Origin of the sequence: Pseudomonas parafulva, from assembly GCF_000800255.1 — a bacterium.
Classification (GTDB): domain Bacteria; phylum Pseudomonadota; class Gammaproteobacteria; order Pseudomonadales; family Pseudomonadaceae; genus Aquipseudomonas; species Aquipseudomonas boreofloridensis.
Window position 1 is genome coordinate 1,330,026 of record NZ_CP009747.1, and the last position, 24,632, is coordinate 1,354,657.

27 protein-coding genes, 1 tRNA gene and 1 pseudogene are annotated in these 24,632 nt (G+C 60.3%); 13 read left to right on the forward strand and 16 right to left on the reverse strand.

The features are described from left to right. Positions 1-27 precede the first annotated feature (27 nt). The gene (locus tag NJ69_RS05930) at positions 28-1,125 is read right to left on the reverse strand and encodes a carboxynorspermidine decarboxylase (protein ID WP_039583116.1); all 1,098 of its coding nucleotides are present in this window, start codon (positions 1,123-1,125) and stop codon (positions 28-30) included. Between the two features lie 214 nt (positions 1,126-1,339). Between NJ69_RS05930 and NJ69_RS05935 the strand changes: the two genes are divergently transcribed. Further along, the gene (locus tag NJ69_RS05935) at positions 1,340-1,549 is read left to right on the forward strand and encodes a DUF2945 domain-containing protein (protein WP_029614859.1); all 210 of its coding nucleotides are present in this window, start codon (positions 1,340-1,342) and stop codon (positions 1,547-1,549) included. Between the two features lie 170 nt (positions 1,550-1,719). Here NJ69_RS05935 and NJ69_RS05940 read toward each other — a convergent pair whose 3' ends face one another. From NJ69_RS05940 to NJ69_RS05950, 3 genes are all read right to left on the reverse strand, one after another. Continuing rightward, positions 1,720-2,640: a pyridoxal-phosphate dependent enzyme gene (locus NJ69_RS05940; protein ID WP_039577088.1), complete on the reverse strand. Its 921-nt coding sequence runs from the start codon at positions 2,638-2,640 to the stop codon at positions 1,720-1,722. Positions 2,641-2,653: 13 nt separating this feature from the next. Beyond that, positions 2,654-3,358 (reverse strand): helix-turn-helix transcriptional regulator, encoded by a 705-nt coding sequence (locus NJ69_RS05945; RefSeq protein ID WP_039577090.1) that lies wholly within the window; start codon positions 3,356-3,358, stop codon positions 2,654-2,656. 79 nt (positions 3,359-3,437) lie between these two features. After that, positions 3,438-5,144, reverse strand: coding sequence for an amidase (locus tag NJ69_RS05950; protein WP_039577091.1), 1,707 nt, complete (start codon positions 5,142-5,144; stop codon positions 3,438-3,440). 267 nt (positions 5,145-5,411) lie between these two features. On the opposite strand from NJ69_RS05950, the gene NJ69_RS05955 reads away from it, so the two are divergent. Further along, the gene (locus tag NJ69_RS05955; protein ID WP_029613244.1) at positions 5,412-7,382 is read left to right on the forward strand and encodes a BCCT family transporter; all 1,971 of its coding nucleotides are present in this window, start codon (positions 5,412-5,414) and stop codon (positions 7,380-7,382) included. A gap of 65 nt (positions 7,383-7,447) precedes the next feature. Here NJ69_RS05955 and NJ69_RS05960 read toward each other — a convergent pair whose 3' ends face one another. After that, positions 7,448-7,756: an RcnB family protein gene (locus NJ69_RS05960; RefSeq protein ID WP_029613245.1), complete on the reverse strand. Its 309-nt coding sequence runs from the start codon at positions 7,754-7,756 to the stop codon at positions 7,448-7,450. 112 nt (positions 7,757-7,868) lie between these two features. On the opposite strand from NJ69_RS05960, the gene NJ69_RS05965 reads away from it, so the two are divergent. Beyond that, positions 7,869-8,219, forward strand: coding sequence for a hypothetical protein (locus NJ69_RS05965; protein ID WP_039577093.1), 351 nt, complete (start codon positions 7,869-7,871; stop codon positions 8,217-8,219). A gap of 1 nt (position 8,220) precedes the next feature. Here NJ69_RS05965 and NJ69_RS05970 read toward each other — a convergent pair whose 3' ends face one another. The 5 genes from NJ69_RS05970 to NJ69_RS05990 form a co-directional block, all read right to left on the reverse strand. After that, entirely contained in the window at positions 8,221-8,919 is a 699-nt protein-coding gene (locus NJ69_RS05970; protein WP_029613247.1) for a YoaK family protein, read from the reverse strand. 117 nt (positions 8,920-9,036) lie between these two features. After that, entirely contained in the window at positions 9,037-9,804 is a 768-nt protein-coding gene (locus tag NJ69_RS05975) for an SDR family oxidoreductase (protein ID WP_039577094.1), read from the reverse strand. A 39-nt stretch (positions 9,805-9,843) separates the two neighbouring features. Further along, positions 9,844-10,911: a phosphotransferase family protein gene (locus tag NJ69_RS05980; protein WP_039577095.1), complete on the reverse strand. Its 1,068-nt coding sequence runs from the start codon at positions 10,909-10,911 to the stop codon at positions 9,844-9,846. A gap of 199 nt (positions 10,912-11,110) precedes the next feature. Further along, complete coding sequence (locus NJ69_RS05985; RefSeq protein ID WP_039577097.1) at positions 11,111-11,428, reverse strand: SCP2 sterol-binding domain-containing protein; 318 nt, start codon at positions 11,426-11,428, stop codon at positions 11,111-11,113. A 57-nt stretch (positions 11,429-11,485) separates the two neighbouring features. Next, a complete protein-coding gene (locus NJ69_RS05990; RefSeq protein ID WP_039577099.1) occupies positions 11,486-12,199 on the reverse strand; it encodes a histidine phosphatase family protein in 714 nt (237 codons plus the stop codon). A 199-nt stretch (positions 12,200-12,398) separates the two neighbouring features. Here NJ69_RS05990 and sohB point away from each other — a divergent pair, with 199 nt between their 5' ends. From sohB to NJ69_RS06005, 3 genes are all read left to right on the forward strand, one after another. Then, positions 12,399-13,424 (forward strand): protease SohB, encoded by a 1,026-nt coding sequence (gene sohB, locus NJ69_RS05995; protein ID WP_039577101.1) that lies wholly within the window; start codon positions 12,399-12,401, stop codon positions 13,422-13,424. 144 nt (positions 13,425-13,568) lie between these two features. Next, positions 13,569-13,642 (forward strand) — tRNA-Cys (locus NJ69_RS06000). 429 nt (positions 13,643-14,071) lie between these two features. Then, positions 14,072-15,034 (forward strand): hypothetical protein, encoded by a 963-nt coding sequence (locus NJ69_RS06005; RefSeq protein ID WP_039577102.1) that lies wholly within the window; start codon positions 14,072-14,074, stop codon positions 15,032-15,034. A 53-nt stretch (positions 15,035-15,087) separates the two neighbouring features. On the opposite strand, the pseudogene NJ69_RS23040 reads toward NJ69_RS06005, so the two are convergent. Next, a pseudogene (locus NJ69_RS23040) lies at positions 15,088-15,294 on the reverse strand (hypothetical protein); the annotation flags it as partial. 431 nt (positions 15,295-15,725) lie between these two features. Between NJ69_RS23040 and NJ69_RS06010 the strand changes: the two are divergent. Next, the gene (locus NJ69_RS06010) at positions 15,726-15,983 is read left to right on the forward strand and encodes a hypothetical protein (protein WP_039577103.1); all 258 of its coding nucleotides are present in this window, start codon (positions 15,726-15,728) and stop codon (positions 15,981-15,983) included. A gap of 107 nt (positions 15,984-16,090) precedes the next feature. Here NJ69_RS06010 and NJ69_RS06015 read toward each other — a convergent pair whose 3' ends face one another. Next, positions 16,091-16,669, reverse strand: coding sequence for a plasmid pRiA4b ORF-3 family protein (locus NJ69_RS06015; protein ID WP_039583118.1), 579 nt, complete (start codon positions 16,667-16,669; stop codon positions 16,091-16,093). 107 nt (positions 16,670-16,776) lie between these two features. Next, positions 16,777-17,013 carry a hypothetical protein gene (locus NJ69_RS22860; protein WP_080754719.1) on the reverse strand — a complete coding sequence of 79 codons (237 nt, stop codon included), beginning with the start codon at positions 17,011-17,013 and terminating at the stop codon, positions 16,777-16,779. 182 nt (positions 17,014-17,195) lie between these two features. Between NJ69_RS22860 and hchA the strand changes: the two genes are divergently transcribed. Further along, entirely contained in the window at positions 17,196-18,044 is an 849-nt protein-coding gene (hchA, locus tag NJ69_RS06020; RefSeq protein WP_029613257.1) for a glyoxalase III HchA, read from the forward strand. Then, positions 18,044-18,769 (forward strand): PA1136 family autoinducer-binding transcriptional regulator, encoded by a 726-nt coding sequence (locus tag NJ69_RS06025; RefSeq protein WP_052192003.1) that lies wholly within the window; start codon positions 18,044-18,046, stop codon positions 18,767-18,769. The genes hchA and NJ69_RS06025 overlap by 1 nt, the downstream gene beginning before the upstream one ends. 12 nt (positions 18,770-18,781) lie before the next feature. Here NJ69_RS06025 and NJ69_RS06030 read toward each other — a convergent pair whose 3' ends face one another. Further along, entirely contained in the window at positions 18,782-19,060 is a 279-nt protein-coding gene (locus tag NJ69_RS06030; RefSeq protein ID WP_039577105.1) for a hypothetical protein, read from the reverse strand. A 318-nt stretch (positions 19,061-19,378) separates the two neighbouring features. Between NJ69_RS06030 and NJ69_RS06035 the strand changes: the two genes are divergently transcribed. The 4 genes from NJ69_RS06035 to NJ69_RS06050 all read left to right on the forward strand — a co-directional run bounded on the left by NJ69_RS06035 (position 19,379) and on the right by NJ69_RS06050 (position 23,567). Further along, entirely contained in the window at positions 19,379-20,092 is a 714-nt protein-coding gene (locus tag NJ69_RS06035; RefSeq protein WP_039577107.1) for a helix-turn-helix transcriptional regulator, read from the forward strand. A 44-nt stretch (positions 20,093-20,136) separates the two neighbouring features. Next, positions 20,137-20,439 (forward strand): hypothetical protein, encoded by a 303-nt coding sequence (locus NJ69_RS06040; RefSeq protein WP_039577109.1) that lies wholly within the window; start codon positions 20,137-20,139, stop codon positions 20,437-20,439. A 211-nt stretch (positions 20,440-20,650) separates the two neighbouring features. Further along, the gene (locus NJ69_RS06045) at positions 20,651-22,249 is read left to right on the forward strand and encodes a histidine kinase famiy protein (protein ID WP_029613262.1); all 1,599 of its coding nucleotides are present in this window, start codon (positions 20,651-20,653) and stop codon (positions 22,247-22,249) included. Between the two features lie 466 nt (positions 22,250-22,715). Then, on the forward strand, positions 22,716-23,567 hold the full coding sequence (locus NJ69_RS06050) for a site-specific integrase (protein WP_080754801.1): 852 nt from the start codon (positions 22,716-22,718) through the stop codon (positions 23,565-23,567). 18 nt (positions 23,568-23,585) lie between these two features. Here NJ69_RS06050 and NJ69_RS06055 read toward each other — a convergent pair whose 3' ends face one another. After that, the gene (locus NJ69_RS06055; RefSeq protein ID WP_039577113.1) at positions 23,586-24,173 is read right to left on the reverse strand and encodes a hypothetical protein; all 588 of its coding nucleotides are present in this window, start codon (positions 24,171-24,173) and stop codon (positions 23,586-23,588) included. A 24-nt stretch (positions 24,174-24,197) separates the two neighbouring features. Continuing rightward, positions 24,198-24,584, reverse strand: a complete 387-nt coding sequence (locus tag NJ69_RS06060) for a VOC family protein (RefSeq protein ID WP_039577115.1) — start codon at positions 24,582-24,584, stop codon at positions 24,198-24,200. Between the last annotated feature and the right edge of the window lie 48 nt (positions 24,585-24,632).

Sequence of the window (24,632 nt, forward strand, 5' to 3'; positions counted from 1 at the left end):
GATGCTCCTTGTTGAAAAGGCCTGTCGTCACGACAGGCTGGAAACGTAGTCGTCGAACCCGAACTCGCGTTTGACCTCGATGCTGCCGTCGAGCTGCTTGACGACGATCGCCGGCATCTTCAGGCCATTGAACCAATTCTTCTTGACCATGGTGTAACCCGCCGCATCGACGAAGGACAGACGGTCACCGATGGCCAGCGGCCGTTCGAACTGATATTCGCCGAAGATATCGCCGGCCAGGCACGATTTGCCACAGACCATGTAGGTGTGCTCACCGTCATTGGGTGCCATCTTGGCATTGAGACGGTAGATCAGCAGGTCGAGCATGTGCGCTTCGATCGAGCTGTCGACCACGGCCAAGTGCTTGCCGTTGTAGAGCGTGTCGAGCACGGTGACTTCCAGCGAAGCGCTGTTGGTGATGGCCGCTTCGCCTGGCTCCAGATACACCTGCACACCGTACTGCTCGGAGAAGCTTTTGAGGCGGGCGCAGAACGCCTCGAGCGCATAACCTTCGCCAGTAAAGTGGATGCCACCGCCGAGGCTCACCCACTGCACCTTGTGCAGTAGGTGACCGAAGCGCTCTTCGATGTGCGACAGCATCTTGTCGAACAGGGCGAAATCGCCGTTCTCGCAGTTGTTGTGGAACATGAAACCGGAGATCTGCCCGATCACCTTCTCGATCTTTTCCGGGTCCCATTCGCCGAGACGGCTGAAAGGACGTGCCGGGTCGGCCAGCAGGTAGTCGGAACTGCTCACCTGCGGATTGACGCGCAGGCCGCGGGTCGTGCCTTCGGATTGCTCGGCGAATCGCTCGAGCTGGCCGATGGAGTTGAAGATGATCTTGTCGCAGTTTTCCAGCATCTCCGGCACTTCATCATCCGCCCAGGCCACGCTGTAGGCGTGGGTCTCGCCGGCGAACTTCTGACGGCCGAGCTTGAGCTCGTAGAGCGAAGAGGAGGTGGTGCCGTCCATGTACTGTTCCATCAGGTCGAACACCGACCAGGTGGCGAAGCACTTGAGGGCGAGCAGGGCCTTGGCGCCGGAGTGCTCGCGCACATAGGCGATCTTCTCCAGGTTGCCCAGCAGCTTGGTTTTGTCGATGAGGTAATACGGCGTTTTGATCATTTCAAAGGCCCCCGGCCAGGCCGGCCAAAAAAAGGACACGCATTGTGCCTGCCCTCGCCGTAGATCGAAAGGGCACGAGACGGATTTCGCGTGGTGCATGCCCTGTGCGGGTGCGCGTTCATCTGGATTGAATCTTTTCTGTCGATGTCCACTCAGTTGAACAGAGGATTGTGACCATCTGAATCAACCGAACAGGTTGGCGAAGGAGAAACCCATGAGTTCCAAATACAAGGCGGGCGACAAGGTGCATTGGAATTCCGAGGCCGGGATCATCCACGGCTCGGTGGTCAAAGTGCATACCCGCGATGTGGCGTTCATGGGGCGCCAGCGGCATTGTTCGAAAGAGGAGCCGCAGTACGAAGTCAAGAGCGACAAGACCGGGCATCTGGCGATGCACAAGGAGTCGGCCTTGCATAGGAACTGAAACGGGCCAAGCCGCACAGCGGCAAGATCACCGAGGACGAAATGGACCATTGTGACGGTCCCGCCTACCTTATCCCTCCCTTGAACCGCGCCTCGGCGCGGTTTTTTTTGCCTATCACGCACGCCTCGGTGAATGCCGGCCCGTTCAAGTTTCCGGGAGGCGGTGCTTGCTCAGTACGGTTGTTTGTTCAGCCAGTCCCGAATCTGCTCGAGCGTCGCGGTGGCCCCGCCGCAGACGATCATCAAGACACGCTCATAGCCGTCAAGTCTGCCAGGCTCGTAGGCCAGCGCCAACGCTGCACCGCAGGCTGGCTCGACCAGCAGTCGGTGATCGCGCAGGAAATCCTCGCAGGCTTGCAGCGCGGCACGGTCGGTGACCTGTTCACTGAACACGGGATGCTGCTGTGTACACGCGAACGCCTGATCGGCCACCCGTTTGGCCCCCAGTGAGGTCGCTACCGAACTGAGCGCTGGCAGCTCGACGGGGCCGCCGGCGACCATGGCCGCCTGCAGCGACGCGGCCCCCTCGGTTTCCACTGCCAGTACCGGCACATCGTGCCAACCGTTGCGCTGCAAGCCCTCGACCACGCCGCTGAGCAGCCCGCCACCGCCTACCGACAGCACCACCGCGTCGGGCTTCACGCCGCCCTGGGCGACTTCGTCGATCATGCTGGCATGACCCGTCCACAGCAGTGGGTCATCGAACGGGTGGATGAACGCATCGCCTGGCTGCAGCAAGCCTTGGGCATGCTGGTTGGCTTCCTGCCAGGAGCTGCCGGTGATCACCACTTCGGCCTGTTCGAGCTTGAGCAGTTCGATGGCTCGGGCGCTGGTGGTTTCAGGCACCACCACCGTCACCGGCACACCAAGCGCGCGTCCGGCATAGGCGACGGCCAGGCCGGCATTGCCGCCCGACGACGAAATGAAATGACGGGCGCCTCGGGCATGGTGCACCTCGCAGGCATGTCCCACGCCGCGCAACTTGAACGAGCCGGGCGGCTGCAAGGCTTCGAGCTTGAGCCACACGGCGCGTCCCGCTGCCAGTGACAGCGGACGGGATTCGATCAGGGGGGTAGCGATATGCAAGGTCATGGGCGCTCCGCGTTCAGCGTTGGCAGGCAGTGGGCGTGGCGTCGCCTCGCAACTGCTCAAGGTAGTTGTAGATGGTGTAGCGGGTCACGCCCAAGGCGTCGGCGGCTTTTTCCACGCCGCCTTTGACGATGAACAATCCACGTTCCTGCATCAGGCGCACTGCCTCGACCTTGGCCTGCTTGTTCAGACGACCTTGGCCACTACGCTGCAGGGCGTCTTCGATGATCTCGGCCATCAGTTGCGGCAGGTCGGCGGCATCCCCAGGCGTTTGCTCAACATCTCCAGCGCCTAATGGCTGGAAGTGGCGAAGGAAAGTCATCGCAGCGTCGAGGCCGGTCAGGTCAGTGTTAACGCAGAGGCTGGCGAAAGGATGCCCGCCGCTGTCGCGAAAGATTGCGGTGGCGCTGCGCAGGCTGCGGCCTTTGAGTGAGGTGGGGTAATCGTTCAACACCACCGGGTCGCAACCCTGTTGATCGCGGCTGGCTTGCATCAGTGCCTTGAAGCCTTGGTCCTGTTCAGGAGCGGCCAGAATCGGACTGCCTACACGTCGGCCCGAGAGATGACCGTTGACGATGGCGATCACCGAGTGCTCCGGTCGATCAAGGTCGTGCAGGAGGATTTCCAAGTTGCCCGGCGCGACGCTGCCCAAGGCTTGCAGGGCAGCTTTGAGCACGGTGAGTGTGAGCTGGCGCTCTTGTTGGAGAGATAGGGGTGGCATGGAGGCTCGCCAAATTCACAATTATGTTGAATTTTACACAATTGGTTGAATTTGGCGAGTCGTGCGTGAGTTTCCAGGGTTAACGTTTCAGCGCGGGTGTGCGCGGTGGAATCATGCGCCGCGATCCAGTCGCTTCGAACCCCGCAGCGAAACGCAGCAGCGCGTTGTCGTCATAGGCACGTCCGGCGAAGGTCAGGCCCACTGGCATGCCGATGTCGGCCATTACACCCATCGGCACGGTGACAGTGGGTACACCCAGGTGACGGATCGCCAGGTTGCCATTGGCGACCCACACACCATTGCTCCAGGCGATGTCCGCCGACGCAGGGTTGACGTCGGCGTCGGCGGGGCCGACATCGGCGACGGTGGGAAAGATCACAGCATCCACACCCTGCTGGTCCATCCACGCTTCCAGATCCATCTTGCGGGTCTGTTCCAGGCCGCGCAGACCTTCCGGGACGCTGGCGATCTGGTCCCAGTCCTTGAGGCCACGTTTGGCCATGTTCACGTACTCGTCCATGCCGGCCGCGAGATCGTCTTCGCGGTTGGGCAGGGTGCCAGGGTCGTGGGGGAAGATTTGCGGTCCGTCGACGTCGGCCAGACGGTTGAGCTGAGGGTCGCCGTTAGCGCGCAGGAAATCGTCGAACGCCCAGCCTGAAAGCTCCCAGAGTTCGTCATGCAGGAATTCCCGTGTGACGATGCCGCGGTTGTACACGGTCGGGGCACCCGGGCGGTCGCCTTCGCAATTGGAAACCAGTGGAAAATCGGTTTCCACCACTTCGGCGCCTGCGGCTTCGAGGGCCTGCCGAGCCTGTTGCCACAGGTCGATCACGCTGGCGCGGGTATGGATGCGCTGGCCGGTCGGCCCGCCGATCCCGGGCTTCTCCGAGGTGCCGGCGTCGGCATCGGCATTGATGTACATGCGCGGCACTGCGAAGCGCTTGCCCTTGAGCGCGGCGCTGCCGGTGGCCAGTGCCAGATAGCTCTGCGGGCGAACGCTGGAGGCAGGGGGAATCGGCACCCAGGGCTGCATGCGCCACAGGTCGCCACGGGTGTCGGCGTCGTCGGCCACCACCACATCGAGGATCTCCAGCAAGTCAGCCATGGTCCGTGCATATGGCACTACCACGTCCATGGTCGGCGTCAGCGGCCAGTTGCCGCGCACCGAGATCACCCCGCGCGAGGGGGTGTAGGCGCACAGCCCGTTGTTCGAGGCCGGGCCGCGTCCGCTCGACCACGTCTCCTCGGCCAGGCCGAACGCGCTGTAGCTGGCCGCCGTGGCGGTGCCGGCGCCATTGGAGGAGCCAGAGGCGAACGGTGCGGTGAGGAAGGCCGCGTTGTACGGACTCTCGGCGCGGCCGTACACGCCTCGCTGCATGCCGCCGTTGGCCATGGGCGGCATGTTGGTCTTGCCCAGGCAAATGGCGCCGGCTGCGCGCAGGCGCTCGACGGTGAAGGCGTCGCGTTGGGCGACCAGGTGCTTGAATGCCGGGCTGCCGGAGGCGGCGGTCAGGCCCTTGACCAGGTAGCTGTCCTTGGCGGTGTAGGGAATGCCGTCCAGCGGGCCGAGGGTCTTCCCCGCAGCGCGTCGTGCATCGGAGGCCGCCGCTTCCTCGAAGGCCTGGGGATTGCGCACCACCACGGCATTGAGCGCGGTCGGCGTATCGGCGCCGTCATAGGCATCGATCCGGGCCAGGTAGGCCTGGACCAGCTCGACCGCTGTGGTGCGACCTGATTCGAGCGCATCGCGCAGCTCGGCAATGGAAACCTCGGTTACCTCGATCATGCTGTCACCAAACTGTACAGGTGGATTTCATGCCGGCGAGTGTACAAGAAGCCCTGCGCAGACGCAGGTTTGCGCAGGGGAAAAACCCGTTTGCAGCGGGGCACGGCAGTGCAGCGAAGGCATGGCGATACCACCGAGCGCTGTAGGAAAAAGCCCTGGGTAAGAATAAAGAATGTCTGATATTTCTTGTCCGATAAAACCTTCAGCGTCTACCGTTTGTCGTAGGTAACCGTGCGCATGAAGCGCCAAGCTGGAGAGTAATCGTACATGGCAAGATCCCCCGAACCCCCGCGCAGTCCCACCATCAATCCACCGGTCTTCTGGATCTCTGCCGTCATATTGTTGCTGCTGGTGCTCTACGCCAGCGTATTCCGCGATCACGCCCAAGAATTGTTCGCCCACATTCAGGGCTGGATCATCGGCAATGTCAGCTGGTTCTACATTCTCGCGGTGGCGCTGATCCTGGGCACGGTGGTGTTCCTGGGGATCAGCCGCTACGGCGACATCAAGCTGGGGCCGGACCACAGCACCCCCGACTACAACAACGCCACCTGGTTCGCCATGCTGTTCTCCGCCGGGATGGGCATCGGCCTGATGTTCTTCGGCGTCGCCGAGCCGGTGATGCACTTCCTCAAGCCGCCGCTGGGTGAGGGTGGAACGGTGATGGCTGCGGGCGAAGCGATGCGCATCACCTTCTTCCACTGGGGCCTGCACGCGTGGGCCATCTACGCGGTGGTGGCGTTGATCCTGGCCTACTTCAGTTATCGCCACGGCTTGCCGTTGACCCTGCGATCTGCGCTGTATCCCTTGATCGGCGAGCGTATCCATGGCCCGCTGGGCCATGCGGTGGACATTTTCGCCATCATCGGCACGGTGTTCGGTGTGGCGACCTCGCTGGGCTTTGGCGTGTCGCAAATCAACACTGGGCTCAATGCGCTTTTCGGTGTGCCGGTATCGATACCGGTGCAGATCGCCTTGATCATCGGTACTACATTCCTGGCTACGCTGTCGGTCATGTCGGGTCTGGACAAGGGCATCCGTCGTCTGTCGGAGCTCAACCTGGGCCTGGCCGTGTTGCTGCTGCTGGGCGTGATGCTGCTGGGGCCGACCGTGCTCATTCTGCAGACCTTCGTGCAGAACACCGGCGGTTACCTCAGTGAAATCGTCAGCCGTACCCTGAACCTGTACGCCTATCAACCGACCGACTGGATAGGTGGCTGGACGCTGTTCTACTGGGGTTGGTGGCTGGCCTGGTCGCCCTTCGTCGGGCTGTTCATCGCACGCATCTCGCGCGGTCGGACCATCCGCGAATTCGTCACCGGCGTATTGCTGGTACCGACCGCGTTCACCCTGCTGTGGATGACGGTGTTCGGTAACACGGCCATCCACATGATCCTCGACCAAGGCCTCACCGATCTGGCGGCCGCCGTGGAGAAGGACACCTCGCTGGCGCTGTTCGCCTTCCTCGAGCACTTCCCGTTCGCCAGCGTGATCAGCACCTTGGCAGTGGTGATGGTGGTGGTGTTCTTCGTCACCTCGGCCGACACCGGCGCGATGGTGGTGGACATGCTGGCCTCCGGCGGCCAGGAAGGCACGCCGATGCGCCAGCGAATTTTCTGGGCCTCGACCATGGGCATCGTGGCCATTGCCCTGTTGCTCGCTGACGGTCTCAAGGCGCTGCAGACCGCTACCATCGCCAGTGCGCTGCCGTTCACCGTGGCACTGCTCCTGAGCATGCGCGGGTTGCTCAAGGCGCTCAAGCTCGATGCCACCAAGCGCGACTTGCGCTACCAGGCGCTGGCGATTTCGCCGACGGCATCGCGCGCGGCTGGGAATTGGCAGCGGCGCCTGCGCACCTTGGCGATGTTCCCGCGCCGTTCGCACGTGCAGCGTTTCATCTCGGAAGTGGCGTTGCCGGCTTGCCAGTCGTTGGTCGAAGAATGGCGCCGACAGGGCTATGACTGCAGTGTCGAAGAGGGTGAAGGCGGGCGCGTAACGCTCAAGCTCGGCCCCAGCGACGACCTCTTCATCTACGAGATTCGTCCGCGTGCCTATGCCATGCCCAGCTTCGTGCTCAGCGACATGGCCGGGGAGGAGCGCAAGTATTTCCGCGCCGAAGTGCATTTGCGCGAGGGCGGGCAGGATCACGATGTGATGGGCTGGTCGAAAGACGAGGTGATCGGCGACATTCTCGATCACTACGAACGTCACCTGCATTACCTGCATTTGGTGGGGTGAGTCGCAAACGAAACGGGCCGCAGATGCGGCCCGTTTCAATTGGCAAGGCTGAAGTAGAACACGCCTCAGTGTTTGGCCGCCTGGATCGCCAGCACGACACCATTGGTGGTCTGCACCAGGACATAGTTGTTGGCCATCTTCACCCAGTGACTTTCTTTCTCGGGTGCTGGCAGGCCTTTGGCCTTCCAGTCGCGCACGGCTTCGTCGTCACGCTTGTACTGGTCGGGCGCCTTGTCGCCGACTTTGAGTTCACGGTTATGCGACTCGGGCGCCTTGACGCTCTCGACGTTGGACTCGGCCGCCTGCGCGCTCAGTGGCAGTTGGGTCAGGGGCAACGTGAAGAGCAGGGCGCACATCAGGGAACGGGTTTTCATGCAGGCTTTCCTCATGGACATTCTGTAAATACGACAGCGACCTGTGCGTGACAATTCACTCCATGCGAAGCGCAGTGCTACAGTCGCTTCTTTTTTCTACCGAGGATGCAACATGCGAGCACTATTGCCGCTGGCCGCGGCGCTGCTGATGATCGGTTGTGCGTCGTCGACGATGGAGGCTGCACGCACCGGTCAGCCCGGCGCGCGCCTGGATTCGCAGAAGGCGCCGGAGATAGTCGCCCAATGCATACAGTTCAGTTGGCAGGAGGAGGCGCACTTCGGCGTCGACGCCAGTGGCTATCTGGAGCCGCGCAAGGCCGGAGGCTTCACCGTCTACACGCGCGAGGCGGAATCGTTCGTCGACGTCTACCCGCAGGCCAGCGGGACGCGGGTCGACTACTACGCGCAAAAGAGCGACATGGTCGCGCTGCAGCGCAAGGCCGCGGCTGCGACCTGCCTGTAAGTCATCGCGGCATGTAGCGCAGTTGCCAGCGCCGCGGAATTTTCCACGAGGCCAGCGCCAGCATCACGGCCACTAGCGCGCTGGCCAGCAGTGCGGCGCGCTCGAAGCGTTGCTCGAGCAGTACGCCAAGCACGGCCCCGATGAACATGCCGCTCCACGGCACCAGTTGCACACGCCAGCCCAGGCGCTGTTGACCCAGCAACGTACGTCCCAGGCCTCGGCCAAAGCGCGAAAGAGCGCCCGTCACATAGGTGAGTCCGATCGGCAAGCCGTTCACTTCTTCGACCACTGCGTTGATCATGCCCATCGCTGTGACCGCCGCCAGCAGTGCGGCCAGTTGCAGCGCTTCGGGCAGCAGCCCGGCCAATGCAAGCAACAAGCCGATCAATCCCAGCAAGGGCCAGTGGCGCCGGCCACTGCGGGCCGCGACGATCACGCCGAGCGCGTTGCCCAGGATGAAGGCGCCAATCACCAGCGCCAGGCGCACGATGGGCCCCCACTCGGCATTGCCCAGGGATACCGCCAGGCGCGTGGTATTGCCGCTCATGAACGAGACGAAGTCGCCGGTGGCCAAAAAGCCGATGGCGTCGGTCATGCCGGCCAGTACCGACAAGGCGGCGACGAAGTACAGCCCCACCGTGCCACGGCGCTGCAGATGACGTTGGCGGTGGCTGTTGGGTGACGGACTGCGGGGCAGCATCGCGGGGTTCCTCCAGTCTGGCCGGGCGTCAGTGGCCCGGCGGTTGCGGCTGGCGGAGTATATCCGAGGATGGCAGCGCGATACTGACCAACGGCAGCTTGCCGCTGCTGGTGTCGATCAGGACAGGAAACCGCCGTCGACGTTGAGGGCGGTGCCCGTGGTGTAGCTGGAGGCGTCGCTGGCCAGGTACAGCACTGCGCCGGCCATTTCGCTGGGGTCGGCAACACGCTTGAGTGGAATCTGCTGCAAGGCGGCCTTGAGGATGGCGTCGTTCTTCACCAGCGCCGAGGCGAACTTGGTGTCGGTCAGGCCCGGCAGCAGGGCGTTGCAGCGGATGCCGAACTGCGCGCATTCCTTGGCGAACACCTTGGTCATGTTGATCACCGCCGCCTTGGTCACCGAGTAGATGCCCTGGAACAGCCCGGGTGTGACGCCATTGATCGAGGCCACGTTGATGATGCTGCCGCCGCCGTGTTCGCGCATCAGCTTGCCCGCTTCCACCGACATGAAAAAGTAGCCGCGGATATTGACGTCCACGGTCTTCTGGAAGGCGCCGGCATCGGTGTCTAGCACATTGCAGAACTGCGGGTTGGTGGCAGCGTTGTTGACCAGGATGTCCAGGCGTCCGAACTGCTCGCGGATACCGGCAAAGACCTGCTGGATCTGCTCCAGCTCGCCGATATGGCAGGCCACGGGCGTGGCCTTGCCGCCGGCCGCGATAATCGCGTCGGCGACCTGTTGGCAGCCGTCCAGTTTGCGGCTGGAAACGATCACATGGGCGCCTTGCTGGGCCAGCAAGTGGGCGATGGCCTCGCCGATGCCGCGGCTGGCGCCGGACACGAAGGCGATCTTGCCATCGAGGTCGAACAGGGAGGTCTTGGACATGCCGGGGTTCCTTGTGGTGAAGTTCAGGACCTGCGCAGTTCAGAGAGAAGACGCGTCGATCACCTGCAGCGCCATGTGCTCCAGCAGACGGTTCATGTGGATGAACTGGGCGAAGCGCTTGTCCTGGGTCTGGCCGTGGTGGAAACGGTAGTAGATCTGCTGGACGATGCCGGCGAGGCGGAACAGGCCATAGCAGTAGTAAAAGTCGAAATTGTCGATGCGAATGCCGGCGCGCTCGGCGTAATAGTCGACGAATTGTCTGCGCGTGAGCATGCCGGGTGCATTGCTGGGCTGGCGGCGCATCAGTTGCACGGCGGCGGGATCGTCCGCTTCGATCCAGTAGGCCAGGCTGTTGCCCAGATCCATCAGCGGATCACCGAGGGTGGCCATCTCCCAGTCCAGTACGCCGATGATGTGCATGGGATTCTCTGCGTCGAGGATCACGTTATCGAAGCGGTAGTCGTTGTGGATGATGCCTGGCCGTGGGTGGTCTTCAGGCATCTTCTCGCGTAGCCAGGCGACTACCGTTTCCCAAAGGGGGGCATCGGGGGTCAGGGCTTTTTCGTAGCGGCTCGCCCAGCCTTCGACCTGGCGTTGTACATAGCCGTCGGGCTTGCCCAGGTCTGCCAGCCCGCAGTGGGTGTAGTCCACCTGGTGCAGTTCGACCAGGCGATCGATGAAACTCTTGCACAGGGCTTCGGTGCGACGGGCATCGAGGCCCAACTCGGGCGGCAGGTCCGAACGCAGGATGATGCCCTTGACCCGTTCCATCACATAGAACTCGCCGCCAATCAGCGATTCATCGGTGCAGTGCGCATAGGCTTTTGGGCAATAGGGGAAACCGGCGTGGAGCTGGTTGAGAATGCGGAACTCGCGGCCCATGTCATGCGCCGACTTGGCCTTTTGCCCGAACGGTGGCCGGCGCAGTACCAGCTCGCGCTGAGGATAGGCAATCAGGTAAGTCAGATTGGACGCGCCACCCGGAAACTGGCTGATGATCGGATGGCCGTCGAGGCCGGGCACATGCGCTTTGAGATACGGGTCGATGCGAGCGGCGTCGAGTTCTTCGCCGCGGCGTGCCTCGGTGGGCTGATCGGTGAGCGTCATGCCTTTTCCTTATTCCGGTTGGCAAGGATGATTGGCTAATCTAATGGCCTGGCCAGTATGGGACAAGCGTGCCAGATGGCCTATCGACGCGGGTGTTGCCGGTCGATCACTGTCCCTGATGAACCCTGCAAAGGCGCGGGCGAAAAAAAAACCGAAGCGGCTACAGCTTCGGTTCTTTTCGATCAGCGCGGCGCCGCACTCAGGAGGGGAACAGCTCGCTCAACTTCATCGACAGCATCATGTCGCCTTCAACACGCAGCTTGCCACCCATGAAGGCCTGCATGCCGTCGGTCTCGCCGCTGACGATGCCTTTGAGGGTTTCGCTGTCCATTACCAGGGTGCAGTTGGCGTCCGGATTCTCACCTTCCTGCAGCGCGCAGGTGCCATCTTTGACGATCAGCGCGTAGTGCTTGTCTTCGTCGGTGATGTTGAAGCCGAACACCAGGTCCAGGCCGGCGGCCGCAGCTGGGTTGAACTTCTCTTGCATCTTCTTCACGGCATCGGCTACGGAGGTCATTGTGCATTCCTTATTGAGGGATAGTCAGGTCCGCATAGGGACAGGATGTGCCGGGCTCTAACGATAGGTGAGGAGCTCGGGTGTCTTCAGCAGCCGTACATGTGCCTGACTGTTGAAGGTGGCCAGGGTCACGTCGCTGCCACGGAACTTCAGGTGGCTCAGCGAGGTGTTGATGATCTGCCAGTTCAGCGCGAACGCCTGGGCTGGCGGGATGCCGGTCAGCAGATGGAGCAGGGCGGCGATGGTGCCGCCAGAGGTGAAGATGGCGATGGAGTCGCCACTGCCGGCTCTGGCCAGTACGCGATCCAGACCGCCGGCGACACGATCGAGGAAGTTGCCCCAGGTTTCCAGGCCGTCGTGCGCGTCGTGCTCGTCGTCGTGCCAGCGCTGGACCATCAGTGCGAACAGGCGCTGAAACTCGGATGGGTTCTGCGCAGCATTGCGCAGCACATGCAGCGCTTCAGGCTCGTCTGGCAGCAAGGCCGGGAGCAGGGCGCGGATCACACCCTCGGCATCGAATTCATTGAATGCCGCGTCGGTCTCCAGAGCCGCGACCTGGCGTCCTGCGCCGGTCATTGCCGCCAGCGTCAGGCGTGCGGTGTCTTGCTGGCGGCGCAAGTTACCTGATAGGCAGCGGTCCAGATCCACACCGAGCAAGCCAAGGTGATCGCCCAGCACCTGGCTTTGGCGGATGCCCACGGGCGAAAGGACGTCATAGTCGTCGGCACCGAAGGAGGCTTGGCCATGTCGGATCAGGTAGATGTCGCCCACTGCATTGTCCGGCTGGATGATGAAGTTGTTGCGAGGTTAGGGCGGCCTGTGAAGGCTGTCAATGGAAAAACATACAAGCGTTTGAAAAGGTTGTTTGAACTGTGTTGCCAGCATTTTCCCACGCTGGTAGCCGCCCAAGCGCACCGGTATGCTTGCAACAGTTTCGCGCCCTGGGGCGTAGGTTCATTAAGGAGTCACTGTGGAGTTTCTTGCCGAATACGCAAGCTTTCTCGCCAAAACGGCCACGCTGGTCATTGCCATCCTGGTCATTCTCTCGGGGATCGCCAATCTGCGCGGTAAAGGTCGGCGCAAACCGGGTGGGCAATTGCAGGTCACGCGCCTGAACACGTTCTACAAAGACTTGCGCGAGCGTTTGGAAACGGGTCTGTTCGAAAAGGCTGAGCTCAAGGCGTTGCGCAAGCAGCAGGCCAAAGCTGAAAAACAGGTCAAGAAGGGCAAGGCCAACCCGCAGGAAAAAGGCCGTGTCTATGTGCTGGATTTCGATGGCGACATCAAGGCCTCGGCGACCGAGAGCCTGCGCAATGAAATTACTGCGTTGCTCACCCTCGCCACGCCCCAGGACGAGGTCGTGTTGCGTCTTGAAAGCGGCGGTGGTCTGGTCCACAGCTACGGTCTCGCCGCTTCTCAATTGGCCCGCATCCGCCAGGCGGGCATCCCACTGACCGTCTGCATCGACAAGGTCGCTGCCAGCGGCGGTTACATGATGGCTTGTATCGGCGACAAGATCGTCAGCGCGCCCTTCGCCGTGCTCGGCTCCATCGGCGTCGTCGCCCAACTCCCCAACGTCAACCGCTTGCTCAAGAAGCATGACATCGACTTCGAAGTCCTCACCGCCGGCGAGTACAAACGTACCCTGACGGTCTTCGGTGAAAACACCGAGAAGGGACGCGAAAAGTTTCAGGAGGACCTGGATGTCACCCATCAGTTGTTCAAGGACTTCGTTGCCCGGTACCGCCCGCAGTTGCACATCGATGAGGTAGCCACCGGCGAAGTGTGGTTGGGCGTTGCCGCACTGAATCGCAAGCTGGTGGATGAGTTGAGTACCAGCGATGAGTACCTGAGCACGCGCGCTCGGGAAGCCAACCTGTTCCACGTGCATTTTGCCGAGCGCAAGTCGCTGCAGGAGCGTATCGGTGTGGCGGCCAGCGGCGCTGTTGAGAAGGCGCTGATCGGTCTTTTGAGCAAGCTCGGCCGTCTGCGCTAACACCTTGAGCCCCTTGAAGATTTTTTTCTTTCAGGGGGTTGCAAGGGGCAAGGAATGCCGACATAATGGCGTCCATCGAAACGCAGCTTTCTTGAAAAAGTTAAGCAGTTTCAAGGAGATAGCGAAAGCTGACTCCAACTTTGAGGCCGAGTAGCAAAGTGGTTATGCTCCGGATTGCAAATCCGTCTACGCCGGTTCGATTCCGACCTCGGCCTCCACCATTCGAAAGCCCCGCAGCCGTTGAGGTTGCGGGGCTTTTTTCATGCCTGCCGATTGTCCATTCCCGCTGCATTTGGGACAGATTTTGGAACAGGCTCGCACCTACCCCCACCTAGTGCTGTTTTATGTTGCCCGCCGAGGACCTCAATAGATCTCTGAAGCCGGGCATCACCGGAGTATGTCGATCTGCCATCGCCTCAAAGGCGGTGAATGAGCCGAAGTCCGCTGAAAGCAATCTTCAAAATACTGGTTGAATATACAGTATTGGTGTGGCATGGTTCCTTCCATCAGCGACAGGTCTGAAGTTGATGAAGCCTCGTCATCCCTGACCTTAGCGTGAAGACCTCGAGTCCCGAGCCATCGCCCATGAGCGCCATACGCCCAATACAGAGGCCTGAACTTAAATCAGCTCAGTAACGGAGTTTAAAATGGAAAAGGCAAACTCGGCGTCTCAAACCATGCAAGATCTTTGGACTCAAGTAGAACCGGTGGCTAACACCGGCATGCTTAGGCGCGTGGTTTTTGCGGATGGCAAGTTTTATGCGGCGGGTGGCAACGGTCTTCCCACCACCACTCAGGTTATCAGCGGAAACGCGACTGGTACGGTATGGACCAAGCTCAAGGGCGCCGTCACGTCTGATAGCGGAAAAGTTATCAACGAGCTGTACTGGAACGGTATTGGGACTACGCTTCAAGCCCTTTCTCAATCCGGCAACGTGAGCTACGGCAGCACAGCGCGCCCTTCAAGGGATTGGACAGACCTTACGGCAACTGTACGCGCGTCCGGAGACTTATATGGCATTCTGTATTATCCGCCCATTTTGGGAACCTACGCGACCTGGATATTGGTTGGGTCTAACGGTAAAGTCTTTTCCCGTTATGGCGATTGGTCAGGCCAAGTGGAGCGCACTACGACTTTCACGTCTAGCGAGACTGTGTACTGCGTCAATGTCATTGGCGACTTTGTGTTGATTGCGGGATCGAGTGGGAAGCTGCTTAGCGCTACTAAGATGCCGACGAGTAATGTGCAATCATTCTCGAGCAGAACCAGTACTTTCGGTACTAGTACCATCCTTTCCATGAAGCTTTGCAACGGAAAAATGTTTATCGTTGGCGCAGATGGCAAGATGGCATATTCATCTAACGGAAATTACTGGACTGCTGTTGAAGATACCAGTTTCGGCGGAACCATCATCCGCGACATCGCTTACGGTAATGGCAAGTATGTAGCTGTCGGCGACGGCGGCAAGACAGCCGTTTCCGAGGATGGGATCGGCTGGGTTCAGCAAGCTAACACTTTCGCAGGAACCGATATCCGGAGCGTTGCCTACGGCAACGGTAATTTTGTAGCTGTTGGTGCAAGCGGCAAGATTGCTTACTGGACTCCGTGATCTCCAATCTCTTTGCGTGACAGAGCCCAGCCGTCGCGCTGGGCTTTTTCACTTCCCACCCACGTCTGTTGCTCACCAACATATTCACTGCCTGTCTTGATGAAAACCTGTTCGGGCGTTGTATGGGTCTGAATTCGATTCCATGCATAGAAACCACCACTTCCATAGGAAGATGGACCTATTCCATGATCTGGCTGACCAAAATCTCAAAAGCTTTACTGGCAGGTTGGCCAACCAATTTTTTGTGCAGCGACCTGTATCTGATTCTCGCTCGCAGGTTCAGAACCGACACAGCCGTAAAGCGCAACACAACTGAACACGATATTGCTGATTTTAGATGGCGTCATAGGGCTGCCCCTAGTTTCTGATCCCGCTGTGAATTGTGTCGAGGTGGTAAGCACGTACTCTTGACGCAAGTTTTAGTCAAGCGTCCGTGTAGCTCTACTCAACGCTAATCCTATGGACGACCGGAAATTTGCGGAAAAACCCCAGAGCTCGAACTTTAGTGTATTGTGTGATTGGAGATCGAGTCGGTTCGACGGTGGAGCCAGTGGGTGATCCATTCTCGCGAACAACTCAACAGCAGGCGCGCCTGTGAGACGGATAGCAGGCATTGATTAGAAATGGAGTTGCAGTGTTAAAAGCATGCGGTGTTTATGGACTTGGAATCTGCTTGGCAGGGATGGGTGCAATGGCCAAGGCCGAGGAGCGCCCACTGCATTGTGGCTCGGCAGCTACGATTACCAAGATTGATGGTGTCCTGGTAGTGCAGACATCAGACGGGCAGAAATTGACTTCAGTAGGCGAACATTTCCGCTACTTCCCCGAACGCGTGCTAAGGATCGAACGTCAATTCAACGACGGTTCAACCCTTTATATAAACGTCGCGCCGTCCGAATTAGCCTTCCAAAAGGCCGGCGGACCGATTGAGAAGTGTACAGGCTCTTGATGAGGCTTGTGTAAGGGTGTGAAGGACTCCCCGTAACGCTGCCCTCTATCGCATTGCTTTGGCGCAATGGGGTGCTGTCTATCAAGGCTGGGCAGCATTGGCGTCTTTCAAATCTTCTTGCGTGCAAGCCACTGATTGACCGGCTTGCAGTCGTATACCGAAGCCTCGAAGACGCCCCCATACCATTCCACCCTATCGTCATGGTCAGGATGAGCAGGATTGGCCATGGCGTCGAGGAAGTCCTGATAGCCAGGCGCTCCACCGACATCTTCCGGTGGGCAAGCATTCTCTCCCTCGATGCAATAATGCTCCTGAGGTGCCGAGATCATCGGCAAGCGCTTTTCAACCGTGATTCGGTGTTCCCAGCTATCACCGAAATCGTAAAGATACCCAAACCTCTTTTTGCCCTGTAGGGCATTGACCAGTGTCTTGCGCGTTTCTGAGTTCACCGGCGCCCCCCAATCATCGGAGCTGGGAGTGCCATATTTCTCACCGGCAATATCGAATTCGTGCAGATGGCTGTCAGTCCAGCCCATCACGGCTTGGATCACCCGGTGCAGTTTGCCCAACGTGATGGTTTCAGGAACCAGAAAGCGACGCCAGATCGTAGGCTCGATGTCGTTCAGTTCGATGTGCAGTAGCAGAAGTTCAGCCGGAGCTTTCGGTCGCCTTGCGGTGGCATCCATTGATCTAGCAGCCTTGTCATCATGAGTGTGGGTGAGAAGAGTCCGCTCCTGATCGCCATGATCAACCGTTGAGCTTCGCATCTCGCCGCTTATCTGGTGGTGCATGCCTATCCCTCCGGCAGCCCGACACCGCAAATGAACGTATCACTTCCAAGCCGATGCGAACCATATTCCACCACGTAGCCAGTGCCTCGCCGCTGCGCCTCTGCCTGGGCGGTTGACCGATCGGCGTACACGTCAACGAAATGCCAGGGATGTCGGTCCTTCAGAACCCCCCACCCCAGCACACATCCCTTTCTGGCAGGATCGGCAGGTAGGTTTCTTGCCAGGCTGCGAATACTCATGGTGCAGTCCTCTGAGTTCAATAGCATCAGTAAAAGTGGCTTTTGCCGATTGATCAAGCGCACGGGGCATACCACGGGTTGCGACGAGCCAACACAGTTCTCAGCGGAAATCCCTCATTGCACGATTCATCGGCGTTGCGCATGCTCGGGCTCGTTGGTCAATCAATCGATGGAGGTGGAACATGTCCGATCACGCACACGTCAGTAAGGCCCCCAGACCTGATCCTGCGGAGAAAAACGCCTTTTTCCCGTCCGACTACTCCCTGCAGCAATTCACCTCGCCCACGTCGGACCTCAACGGCGCCAACTATCCAGCACCCTATACCGGGACAAAGAGAATTCTCATGATTGGCGCCGACGAGCGCTATTTGCTGACCGATAACGGTAGTTTCTTCTCCACGGGCAATCATCCGGTAGAAACCCTGTTACCGATGTATCACCTTGATGCCGCCGGTTTCGCGTTCGATATCGCGACCGTTTCCGGCAATCCGGTCAAGTTCGAGTTCTGGGCCATGCCAGGCGAAGATCAGGCAGTGGCAGGCTTTTTCGACAAGTACCACGGTCAATTCCAGCAACCTCAGCGTCTGGCTGACGTGCTGGCGGCGGGCCTGGACACGTATGCGGCCATCTTCATTCCTGGGGGGCACGGTGCGCTGATCGGCATTCCCGAAAGCGCCGAGGTGGGTGAGGTGCTGAAGTGGGCCGCCGCACATGAGCGCTTCGTCATCTCGCTGTGTCATGGGCCGGCAGGGTTCCTCGCCGTGGGTGAGAGCGACCTGTACCGCGGCTACAAGATCTGTGCGTTTCCCGATGCACTGGATGCGAAAACGCCGGAAATCGGCTATATGCCCGGCCATTTGACCTGGAAGTTTGGCGAACGACTCAAGTCGCTAGGCTTCGAGATCGTCAATGACGATATCAGCGGAGCCGTCCATCGCGACCGCACCCTGATTACCGGCGACAGTCCGCTCGCGGGAAACAATCTGGGCAAACTGGCGGCTGAAGTCCTGCTCAAGGAAGTGACGGCGTAGTGTCCGGCGCTAGCGCCCTGGAGGCGGTGTTGCGCTGCGCGGCGACCGTGGAGGTCGCCGAGTCGCTCGATCAGGTCCGTGACGACGTTCGACGCTTCTGTGCGGGCCTGGGTTATGACCGCTTCATGCTGTTTTCGACGTCGGCTGGGCAGAGCGAGCCGGTGGAGCGTATCTATTGGCTGGAAGGGGACTGGTTCGGGACGGGTGAGGCGGTTGACGCCAAGACCTACATGCAGCGCTGTCCGGTCACGCGCCATGTTGTGACTGCACGCGAGCCATTTTTCTGGACCAAGACACGGCACGCGGCGGACGGTGAACTGTATCGAATCGTGACCACGCCCCGCGGCCCCGGCATCCATGGGCTGCAAGTGCCATTGTTCGGGCCCTTGGGGTTGGAAGGCGCGATGAGCTTGGGGGGCGCGAGCATCGACGCCAGCGTTCAAGCGCGCTGGGCCGTGAAGGTCGTGGCCGAGGCCGCGTTTCTGGCCGCGCGTCGATTGCTGGCACCACCCCCGGAGGTCGCGCCGGGTCAGTTATCCACGCGTGAGCGCGAGGTGTTGGCCTGGATTGCTGCAGGGCGGCGACAGGGCGATATCGCGGCGACATTGGCGCTGTCTGAGCGCACGGTGGAAAACCACCTTAGGCGTATCCGCAAACGGCTCGAAGTCAAGACCACGGCCGAGGCGATACGCGTCGCCATACGTAATGGCGAAATCGGTGCCTGATACAGCGCGGTCTCAGTCGCAGCTGCTGGAGCCAGAGTCACCGCCGCTGTCACTGGAACTGCCGCCGTCGCCGGACGAATGCGTGCTGTGGTCCGACCCGTAGCAGTGGTTGTTGGAGCGATCGGAGGTCGAACAATCCGATGATTGCAGGCTGTGCAGCGTGCCGAGTGTACCCAGGGTGATCATCGGATCGACCCCCTGGCCCTGTCGAACACCCTCCAGGCCCGCGTTGCGGGTTGGGCTGTTCCGTCTGCGTTTGAATAACCGAGTCATGAAGTTGAACATGTCCATCCTTGTACGCCTGCCAAGGCGGCGTTGTGTGATTTGGCGGCAGCTGGCGTTGAGGCTTCACGTGCTTGCACTTCGATGCGCTTGGCCCGCGCCAGCCGGAGAATACTATCGCTTGAAGCAAGACGCATGAGTTGATGCGCAATCAGCGAAGTGGTTCTCGAATGACGGCCATTCACAGGGCCGTGCGCAGTCCGGTCCGGTGTAACCATGCGTTGATAGGTCACCGCCCGTGCGGCAAACTCCGGCGTACTGAAGTGGCTGAGACTGTACCGTCAGCTATGCAACGGTATGCAAAAAAACTGCAGACGAGTATTCCCGGTGCGCAAAGCTGATCGCCTTTTCCAACTGGTCAATTTGATCCGCGTTCATCAGCCTGTGACTGCCGAACAGCTTGCACAGCGAATCGGTGTGTCCGTGCGGTCGATCTACCGCTATATCGATGATCTTTCAGTCAGCGGCATTCCCATCTATGGCACCGTGGGTGTGGGGTATGCCCTGGCTGCTGACTTCGAACTGCCGCCGCTGACGTTGAACACGCTCGAGTTGGACGCGCTGATGCTGGGCGTGGAAATGCTCATGGCGGCTGCCGATGATGACCTCGGCAGTGCAGCGCGCACCGTGTTGAGCAAGATTTCAGCCGCTCTCAAGCAGCCGCCGAAAGATGCGGGCGCGGGGACGCTCAGAGCCCTTGGCAACCTTCCGGACTCATCACGTCGCCATCTGGGCGTGCTGCGAAGAGCCATCGAACAGCGGGCGGCGCTGAAGATCAGCTATCGCCGTATGGATGGCGAGCTTTCCCAGCGCCTGATTCGTCCCCTTGGCCTGTTTTATTGGGGAGGAAAATGGACGGTCGGAAGTTGGTGCGAAGCGCGAGCGGCGTATCGCGATTTTCGTGTCGATCGCATTATCGCGGTCGCGGTGGCAACTCAAACGTTTCCTGATAATCCTGCTGTCGATCTTCGCCTGTACATGAATCATCAGGCGAGTCAGTGGCGTGCCATCACGGGCACTGACAATACGGTGTCAGTATGAGTCTCTGACAATGGGGCCTTCCCTACACACTGGAAGTCATCCCCATGCAACACACCGCTCAGGTACTCGAGTTGGCTATTTTCAAAGTCAAGCAGGAGTGCGTGGCGCAGATGCCGGCATTGCGCTCCGGACTTCGGGAAACCTTGAAGTGCTTTCCCGGCTTGATCGATTACCGCGCCTATGCGCCGCTGGGCGATGACCGCGTGTTCGTGGATCTAGCGATGTGGGAAAGTCTTGAATATGCCCAAGACGTGGCAAAAGCGTTCAGTGAAGGTGATGCACGATTCGCTGAGTACGCGCACGCCATCGAAGACCTGACATTCATGAACCACTTCGCCGTGTCCTGACCACGTTTGCGCGGCCGGTGTCTGCGCTGTTGCCGGCCGCTCCCCGGTCGTTATCGAGAACGTGCGCTGGGTCTGGAAAAAATCCGAACGTAGCGGCTTCCCCGGTATCCAAGCCAACATGGCCAAGATTACCGATGGCGCTGAAGTTTCCTGCACAGTGATAGTGCGTGTGGGAAGTTGCCGAAGCCGCCTTTAGTGTGAGGAAAGCGCAGTGCCCAACAGCGATCTCAGAGTTGACAATCGATTCACTGCCGAGGTCCTTGGTCATCCTAAGGACATCTTCTTCGCGGCGGTTGAAAGCACCCGCATGCCGATGATCGTCACCGATCCCAATCAACCCGATAACCCGATCATCTTTGCCAACCACGCCTTTCAGGAAATGACGGGTTATGGGCTGGAGGAACTGCTGGGCAGCAACTGCCGGTTTCTCCAAGGCAAGGACACCGATCCGGAGGTGGTTGCCGCCATTCGCCAAGCAGTCGAGCAGCGTTACGATTTTTCCACCGAAGTGCTCAACTACCGCAAGGATGGCAGTTCGTTCTGGAATGCACTGTTCATTTCTCCGATCTACAACGACGCCGGTAAACTGACCTACTTCTTCGCCTCGCAACTGGATGTCAGCAGGCGCCGGGACGTCGAGGAGGCGCTGCGGCAGTCGCAGAAGATGGAGGCGCTGGGGCAACTGACCGGTGGCATCGCCCACGACTTCAACAACTTGCTTCAAGTGATTGGCGGCTACGTTTCGCTGTCCAAGGCGGCGGCCGAGAAGGACCAACCCGATTTCGCCAAGATCGTGAGAAACCTCACTTATGCCAGCAACGCCGTGGACAAGGCCAATACCCTGACTCGGCAGTTGCTGGCGTTCTCTCGAAAGCAATCGCTTCAGGGACGGGTCATCAATATCAATCAGATCGTCACCGACGCGAAGGTGCTGATCAACCAGACATTGGGGGATGGGGTCAACGTCACGTTGGACCTGGATCCGAATCTGCACAATTGCCGTATCGACCCCGCCCAGGCACAGATCGCCTTGCTCAATGTGGTCATCAATGCCAGGGATGCGATGGCGGGGGATGACGATCCCGCTTTGAATATCGAGACCCGCAATGTGATCGTCACCCCGGACGCGCGCGCCTCTTACGAGGGCTTGCTGGCGGGTAGTTATGTCTGCATGGCCGTGACCGACAACGGCGATGGAATGTCGGAACTGGTACGCGATCGCGCCATGGACCCGTTCTTCACTACCAAGGATGAAGGCAAGGGCACTGGCCTCGGCCTGTCCATGGTCTACGGGTTCGCCAAGCAGTCGGGCGGGGCGGTGAAGATCTACTCCGAAGAACACGTGGGTACCACACTGCGTTTCTACTTCCCCGCCGACGCCAGCGAGCTCCAGCCCATCGAGCAGCGCTCGGCCAGCTACGCCAAAGCAGGGCACGAGCGCATCCTCATCGTCGAGGACCGTCTGGACGTCGCCGAGCTGGCCCAGGTAATCCTGCAGGAGCATGGCTACAAGACCCTGGTGGCCAAGGATGCCCAGCAAGCGCTGGAACTCTTCGAGGGCGATGACGCATTCGACCTGCTGTTTACCGACCTGATCATGCCAGGCGGCATCAATGGCGTGACCCTGGCGCGCAGGGTGCAGTCGCAGCGACCCGCCATCAAGGTGCTGTTGACCACCGGTTACGCCAAGAGCTCCATCGAGCGCACCGATATCGGAGGCGCGGAGTTCGAGGTCATTTCCAAGCCTTACCTGCCACAGGAACTGGCGCGCAAGGTGCGTCAGGTGCTGGATTCCCCAGGCGGGGTGTGAGGATGAGCTTGAACTGCATGTCCGCGAGGATGCCCAACCTTTGACAGCCACGGAGCACTGCACATGACCGATCAGCAGCAAGACCCCAAGCAGGACCAGGTACCCGCTCACTCCACTGAGGCGGAGAGGGCGCGACTAAAGGACAAGCATAAGGACGCCATCCCGCCAGGGGCGGAATGAAGCCGCGTAGTTGAACGTGGCAAGCCTCAGGCTCGCCAGCACTCCCCCTCGAATCGAGGCCCTGTTCAGGGCCTCAGTCAATTTCAGCGTCTGGATCACAGTGCCGTCGGCGTTCGATCCCTGGCCATCGATCAGTTACCATCACGTCGCAGGCACTCAAAAAGTGCTTTGATTTCAATTTGATGGCGCTGAGACCGCCGTCGCCGGCGACAGGATCCATGTTTTGACCCACCCCGTGCAAAATCCGGTGTTGCAGTACCTGGCGCGTCTGGCGCCGTCCAGCCAGATGACCCTGCGTTACATCCTTCAGGATGCCGCCGACCGCCTGGGCTTTGCCGATCACGATATCGCCACGGTGCCTTGGCACGGGCTCGAGGCGGGCCACATCATTGCGCTGGTGGCGGCGCTGCGTACCGATGGCTATGCCCCTAATACGTCATCGCTGTACGTCAACGCTGTGCGCGGGGTGATGAACGAGGCCTGGCGCCAGGGACTGATCGACCACGAGCACCTGCTGCGCATTCGCGAGGTCAAGCCCGCCAGTGGCACGCGCCTGCCGCCAGGACGCAACCTGAAGCGCAGCTTGATTCGCGAACTGATGGACGTCTGTGCTGCCGACCCGCGACCGCAGGGCGTGCGCGATGCGGCCATCATCGCCTTGCTGTACGGCACCGGCATGCGCAAGTCCGAGTCGGTCGATATCGACCTGGCCGATGTCGACTTCCAGGAGCGCAGCCTGCGGGTGGTGGGCAAGGGCAATCGGCAGTTGATCAAATATGCCCCGCCGTGGGCGTTCGAGAAGCTTGGCGCCTGGCTGGCGTTGCGTCGTGAGCACCTGCCGACCGGCGTGACGGACGACAGCTTTCTGTTCAACCGCATCCGTCGTGGCAATCACATTACTCGGGCACGTATCACCAAGCATGCCATCTACTACATCGCTCGGCAGCGCGGCGCGCAGGTGGGCGTGAAGATCATGCCACACGATTTTCGGCGTGCATTCATTACGCGGGTGATCGAGGAGCACGACCTGTCCATTGCCCAGAAGCTGGCGCACCACGTCAACATTCAAACCACCGCAGGCTACGACCGCCGCGATGACAACGAGCGGCGGCGGGCGGTTGAGCGGTTCGATTACTGAGCTTGAGGCAGAGAAGTGTCAGCGGGCGAGTGTGGAGGGCAGGAGGTTTTCTTCCAGGCTAAAGCGGTAGCCCACATCGATGTCGTCCGTGGGACGCTGGCAGTGCGTGCGCTTGAGCACGAACTCGAATGCTGGCTCATAGAAGCCCTCTCTCAACACTGCACCGGCCAGCACCTCGACGTGGTACCAGCCGTTGTCCAGTTCGATGATCGGACGGCCAGGCACTTGATAGCGGGCCAATAGATCGCCCAGGGTCTTGTGGGTGAAATGCTGCAGGATGCGCCAGGTGAACAGCATCAAGGCGCGATGTTCGACCTGCAGCACGTACCCTGCGCGGCGGTGTGCGACGCGGTTGCCGGGTTCCAGCAGGGCGGGGATGGGTTCGTCCAGGCTGAAGATGATGCGGTAGGGCAGGTTGTCGACCCCCGCCAAGGGCATAACCACGCCTTCGAGCACCGCACGATCGCCACTGTCGCCGGAGGTGAACGCGCGCGCCAGATCGTCCGGCAGGTCGTTCTCCTCCTTGAAACGCGCCAGACGCTGAATGTCGGCGAGCAGGAAATAGTCGATCAGGTCGTTGAGCACTTCGCTGAATTCGTGGCGCATCGATTCGGTTCCTTGGGCGCGGCGTCAATGACGCTGGCTGAGCTGGATCAGGTTGCCGCAGGTGTCGTCGAACAGCGCCACGGTAGTTGACCCGGTCACAGTGGGCGGCTGGGCGAACTGCACGCCACTGGCGCACAAGCGCGTGTACTCGGCCTGGATATCCCGCACCGCGAAGGAGGTGGCGGGAATGCCCTCGGCCTTGAGCGCAGCCTTGTAAGCCTGGGCGGCGGGGTGGGTATCCGGCTCGAGCAGCAGTTCCACTCCGTTCGGATCGTTCGGCGACGTCAAGGTGAGCCGGCGATGCCGGCCCATGGGGATGTCGTCCTTGGGCTGGAAACCCAGTATGTAGTGGTAGAAGGCCAGGGCCTTGGCCTGGTCGTCGACAAGGATGCGGGTGACCACGATCTTCATAGGCGGCTTCGCTGCTGAGGGGCATAGCCCTAAGTAAAGACGCTGCGC

Excerpts from the sequence above, each read along its gene's own strand:
- NJ69_RS05930 (WP_039583116.1), bottom strand. The coding sequence starts at position 1,125 with ATGATCAAAACGCCGTATTACCTCATCGACAAAACCAAGCTGCTGGGC.
- NJ69_RS05935 (WP_029614859.1), top strand. The coding sequence starts at position 1,340 with ATGAGTTCCAAATACAAGGCGGGCGACAAGGTGCATTGGAATTCCGAG.
- NJ69_RS05940 (WP_039577088.1), bottom strand. The coding sequence starts at position 2,640 with ATGACCTTGCATATCGCTACCCCCCTGATCGAATCCCGTCCGCTGTCA.
- NJ69_RS05945 (WP_039577090.1), bottom strand. The coding sequence starts at position 3,358 with ATGCCACCCCTATCTCTCCAACAAGAGCGCCAGCTCACACTCACCGTG.
- NJ69_RS05950 (WP_039577091.1), bottom strand. The coding sequence starts at position 5,144 with ATGATCGAGGTAACCGAGGTTTCCATTGCCGAGCTGCGCGATGCGCTC.
- NJ69_RS05955 (WP_029613244.1), top strand. The coding sequence starts at position 5,412 with ATGGCAAGATCCCCCGAACCCCCGCGCAGTCCCACCATCAATCCACCG.
- NJ69_RS05960 (WP_029613245.1), bottom strand. The coding sequence starts at position 7,756 with ATGAAAACCCGTTCCCTGATGTGCGCCCTGCTCTTCACGTTGCCCCTG.
- NJ69_RS05965 (WP_039577093.1), top strand. The coding sequence starts at position 7,869 with ATGCGAGCACTATTGCCGCTGGCCGCGGCGCTGCTGATGATCGGTTGT.
- NJ69_RS05970 (WP_029613247.1), bottom strand. The coding sequence starts at position 8,919 with ATGCTGCCCCGCAGTCCGTCACCCAACAGCCACCGCCAACGTCATCTG.
- NJ69_RS05975 (WP_039577094.1), bottom strand. The coding sequence starts at position 9,804 with ATGTCCAAGACCTCCCTGTTCGACCTCGATGGCAAGATCGCCTTCGTG.
- NJ69_RS05980 (WP_039577095.1), bottom strand. The coding sequence starts at position 10,911 with ATGACGCTCACCGATCAGCCCACCGAGGCACGCCGCGGCGAAGAACTC.
- NJ69_RS05985 (WP_039577097.1), bottom strand. The coding sequence starts at position 11,428 with ATGACCTCCGTAGCCGATGCCGTGAAGAAGATGCAAGAGAAGTTCAAC.
- NJ69_RS06005 (WP_039577102.1), top strand. The coding sequence starts at position 14,072 with ATGGAAAAGGCAAACTCGGCGTCTCAAACCATGCAAGATCTTTGGACT.
- NJ69_RS06010 (WP_039577103.1), top strand. The coding sequence starts at position 15,726 with ATGGCCAAGGCCGAGGAGCGCCCACTGCATTGTGGCTCGGCAGCTACG.
- NJ69_RS06015 (WP_039583118.1), bottom strand. The coding sequence starts at position 16,669 with ATGGATGCCACCGCAAGGCGACCGAAAGCTCCGGCTGAACTTCTGCTA.
- NJ69_RS22860 (WP_080754719.1), bottom strand. The coding sequence starts at position 17,013 with ATGAGTATTCGCAGCCTGGCAAGAAACCTACCTGCCGATCCTGCCAGA.
- hchA (WP_029613257.1), top strand. The coding sequence starts at position 17,196 with ATGTCCGATCACGCACACGTCAGTAAGGCCCCCAGACCTGATCCTGCG.
- NJ69_RS06030 (WP_039577105.1), bottom strand. The coding sequence starts at position 19,060 with ATGGACATGTTCAACTTCATGACTCGGTTATTCAAACGCAGACGGAAC.
- NJ69_RS06040 (WP_039577109.1), top strand. The coding sequence starts at position 20,137 with ATGCAACACACCGCTCAGGTACTCGAGTTGGCTATTTTCAAAGTCAAG.
- NJ69_RS06050 (WP_080754801.1), top strand. The coding sequence starts at position 22,716 with ATGACCCTGCGTTACATCCTTCAGGATGCCGCCGACCGCCTGGGCTTT.
- NJ69_RS06055 (WP_039577113.1), bottom strand. The coding sequence starts at position 24,173 with ATGCGCCACGAATTCAGCGAAGTGCTCAACGACCTGATCGACTATTTC.
- NJ69_RS06060 (WP_039577115.1), bottom strand. The coding sequence starts at position 24,584 with ATGAAGATCGTGGTCACCCGCATCCTTGTCGACGACCAGGCCAAGGCC.